The sequence below is a fragment of the Corynebacterium propinquum DSM 44285 genome (assembly GCF_000375525.1).
Classification (GTDB): Bacteria; Actinomycetota; Actinomycetes; order Mycobacteriales; family Mycobacteriaceae; genus Corynebacterium; species Corynebacterium propinquum.
In genome coordinates this window covers 1-4,048 of sequence record NZ_AQXC01000020.1, presented here as the reverse complement: position 1 = coordinate 4,048, position 4,048 = coordinate 1, and the positions used below count along the sequence as shown (strand labels likewise).

At 52.8% G+C, this 4,048-nt stretch carries 2 rRNA genes; both read right to left on the bottom strand.

The window, feature by feature from the left end:
• Positions 1–2,330: ribosomal RNA gene (locus tag B142_RS0111345) — 23S ribosomal RNA — on the bottom strand; the annotation flags it as partial.
• Positions 2,331–2,711: 381 nt separating this feature from the next.
• Positions 2,712–4,048: ribosomal RNA gene (locus tag B142_RS0111340) — 16S ribosomal RNA — on the bottom strand; the annotation flags it as partial.

Below are 4,048 nucleotides of genomic sequence, written 5' to 3'. Positions count from 1 at the left end.
ACACTAGCGTGCATACTTCACAGTCTCCCACCTATCCTACACAAGCCAAACCGAACACCAATACCAAGCTATAGTGAAGGTCCCGGGGTCTTTTCGTCCTGCCGCGCGTAACGAGCATCTTTACTCGTACTGCAATTTCACCGGGCCTGTGGTTGAGACAGCAGGGGTCTCGTTACGCCATTCGTGCAGGTCGGAACTTACCCGACAAGGAATTTCGCTACCTTAGGATGGTTATAGTTACCACCGCCGTTTACTGGGGCTTAAATTCTCCGCTTCGACCACAAAAGGTCTAACAGGTCCTCTTAACCTTCCAGCACCGGGCAGGCGTCAGTCCATATACATCAACTTCACGTTTTCGCATGGACCTGTGTTTTTGATAAACAGTCGGACCCCTCTATTCTCTGCGGCCCCACCAGCCTATACAACCAGTGAGGCTCCCCTTCTCCCGAAGTTACGGGGACATTTTGCCGAGTTCCTTAACCACAGTTCACCCGAACGCCTTAGTATTCTCAACCTGACTACCTGTGTCGGTTTAGGGTACGGGCCGAATATGCACTCGCTAGAGGCTTTTCTCGACAGCACAAGCACACCACATTCACCCAAAAAAGGGCTATGCATCACGCCTTGGATACAGCACCCGGATTTACCAATGGCACCAACCTCAACGCTTACACCAACAATCCACTAAGCGGCGTGGCTGCCCTACTGCGTCACCCCATCACTTGGACCACAGATCAGGCCCCACAAACTCAACCTATCAACATACCCAAAAAGGGCATAATCAATAAGTCTCGAACATGGTTAGTATCACTGCTTTACCATTGACGCACACACTCGGGTACCAGAATATCAACTGGTTATCCATCGACTACGCCTGTCGGCCTCGCCTTAGGTCCCGACTCACCCTGGGAAGACGAACTTGACCCAGGAACCCTTAGTCATCCGGCGGTAAGGATTCTCACCTTACAATTCGTTACTCATGCCTGCATTCTCACTCGCACACAATCCACACGTGTTCACACTCATGCTTCACCTCATGCACGACGCTCCCCTACCCAACCATCCTCAAAGATGGTTGCCGCGGCTTCGGCGGTGTACTTGAGCCCCACTACATTATCGGCGCAGAACCACTCGACCAGTGAGCTATTACGCACTCTTTCAAGGATGGCTGCTTCTAAGCCAACCTCCTGGCTGTCATCGCGATCCCACATCCTTTTCCACTTAGTACACCCTTAGGGGCCTTAGCCGGCGATCTGGGCTGTTTCCCTCTCGACTATGAAGCTTATCCCCCACAGTCTCACTGCCGTAGAACACTTACATGGCATTCGGAGTTTGTCTGATGTTGCTAAGATGATAGTCCCGCTCAACCAAACAGTAGCTCTACCTCCACAAAGCTCAACTACGACGCTGCACCTAAATGCATTTCGGGGAGAACCAGCTATCACGGAGTTTGATTGGCCTTTCACCCCTACCCACAGCTCATCCCCGCAGTTTTCAACCTACGTGGGTTCGCGCCTCCACAACCTCTTACAGCTGCTTCACACTGGCCATGGGTAGATCACCCCGCTTCGGGTCCAGGACATGCCACTAACAACACCCAATTAGGATTCGCTTTCGCTACGACTACCCCACACGGGTTAACCTCGCGACATGCCGCTGACTCGCAGGCTCATTCTTCAAAAGGCACGCCATCACACAACAAAAGGTGCTCTGACGGATTGTAAGCACATGGTTTCAGGAACTATTTCACTCCCCTCCCGGGGTACTTTTCACCATTCCCTCACGGTACTATCCGCTATCGGTCACACTAAGTATTTAGGCTTACCGGGTGGTCCCGGCAGATTCACGGCAGATTCCACGAGCCCGCCGCTACTCGGGAAACAATCAACCAACACACACATGCCTTCAGCTACAGGACTCTCACCCACTCCGGTGGGCCATTCCAAACCACTTCACCTAACACGCGCACACTGGCACAACCATGGTAGTAGTCATACAATCGCTCCCAACAACCCCGCACATGCAACCTCTACCAAGTATCACACACATACGGTTTAGCCACCATTCGCTTTCGCTCGCCGCTACTCACGAAATCACATATTGTTTCCTTCTCCTACGGGTACTGAGATGTTTCACTTCCCCGCGTAACCCCCATACTGGCTATATATTCACCAGCAGGTGACTGCGAATAACCACAGCCGGGTTTCCCCATTCGGACATCCTCGGATCAACGCTCGATTGACAACTCCCCGAGGCATAACGCAGCCTTCCACGTCCTTCATCGGCTTAGCATGCCAAGGCATCCACCATGCGCCCTTACAACACACAACAAAATAAACACATAAAGAAAAAATCACAGCACACACAACACACAAACATTGCGCATCATGCGTACAGATGCTCGCGTCCACTATACAGTTCTCACACACCACACCAACCACAACCACAAGCAAACAACAACATGCTCACTCACAGTCAATGATGGTCAACGAACAACACACAGTGCTGCCCGAGACACCCAACAACGCGCCAACACACAAACAAACCTTTGATACAAACCCAACTAAGTGTAAAGAAGGATGCACACCCAAAAAAACAAAAAATAATCAGCTGCAACCCACACACCACATAAGGTGCATGAACAAAAATCACAGCCACACCAACCACCCACAACTGTGGAAGCAGTCAGTGTGATAATAAAAACTCCTTAGAAAGGAGGTGATCCAGCCGCACCTTCCGGTACGGCTACCTTGTTACGACTTCGTCCCAATCGCCGATCCCACCTTCGACGGCTCCCTAAACGAGTTTGAGCCACCGGCTTCGGGTGTTACCAACTTTCATGACGTGACGGGCGGTGTGTACAAGGCCCGGGAACGTATTCACCGCAGCATTGCTGATCTGCGATTACTAGCGACTCCGACTTCATGGGGTCGAGTTGCAGACCCCAATCCGAACTAAGACCAGCTTTAAGCGATTAGCTCACCCTCACAGGCTCGCTGCGCATTGTACCGGCCATTGTAGCATGTGTGAAGCCCTGGACATAAGGGGCATGATGACTTGACGTCGTCCCCACCTTCCTCCGAGTTAACCCCGGCAGTCTCTCATGAGTCCCCACCATAACGTGCTGGCAACATAAGACAAGGGTTGCGCTCGTTGCGGGACTTAACCCAACATCTCACGACACGAGCTGACGACAGCCATGCACCACCTGTACACCAGCCACAAGGGAAACTACATCTCTGCAGCGATCTGGTGTATGTCAAGCCCAGGTAAGGTTCTTCGCGTTGCATCGAATTAATCCACATGCTCCGCCGCTTGTGCGGGCCCCCGTCAATTCCTTTGAGTTTTAGCCTTGCGGCCGTACTCCCCAGGCGGGGCGCTTAATGCGTTAGCTACGGCACAGAAACCCCAAAAGGCCCCTACACCTAGCGCCCACCGTTTACGGCATGGACTACCAGGGTATCTAATCCTGTTTGCTACCCATGCTTTCGCTCCTCAGCGTCAGTAACTGCCCAGTAACCTGCCTTCGCCATCGGTGTTCCTCCTGATATCTGCGCATTTCACCGCTACACCAGGAATTCCAGTTACCCCTACAGTACTCAAGTCAGCCCGTATCGCCTGCACGCCCACAGTTAAGCTGTGGAATTTCACAGACGACGTGACAAACCACCTACGAGCTCTTTACGCCCAGTAATTCCGGACAACGCTTGCACCCTACGTATTACCGCGGCTGCTGGCACGTAGTTAGCCGGTGCTTCTTCTCCAGGTACCGTCACAAAACGCTTCGTCCCTGGCGAAAGGAGTTTACAACCCGAAGGCCGTCATCCCCCACGCGGCGTCGCTGCATCAGGCTTGCGCCCATTGTGCAATATTCCCCACTGCTGCCTCCCGTAGGAGTCTGGGCCGTATCTCAGTCCCAATGTGGCCGACCAACCTCTCAGTCCGGCTACCCGTCGCCGCCTTGGTAGGCCATTACCCCACCAACAAGCTGATAGGCCGCGGGCTCATCCTACACCGAAAAAACTTTCCACCACACACACTAAAGTGC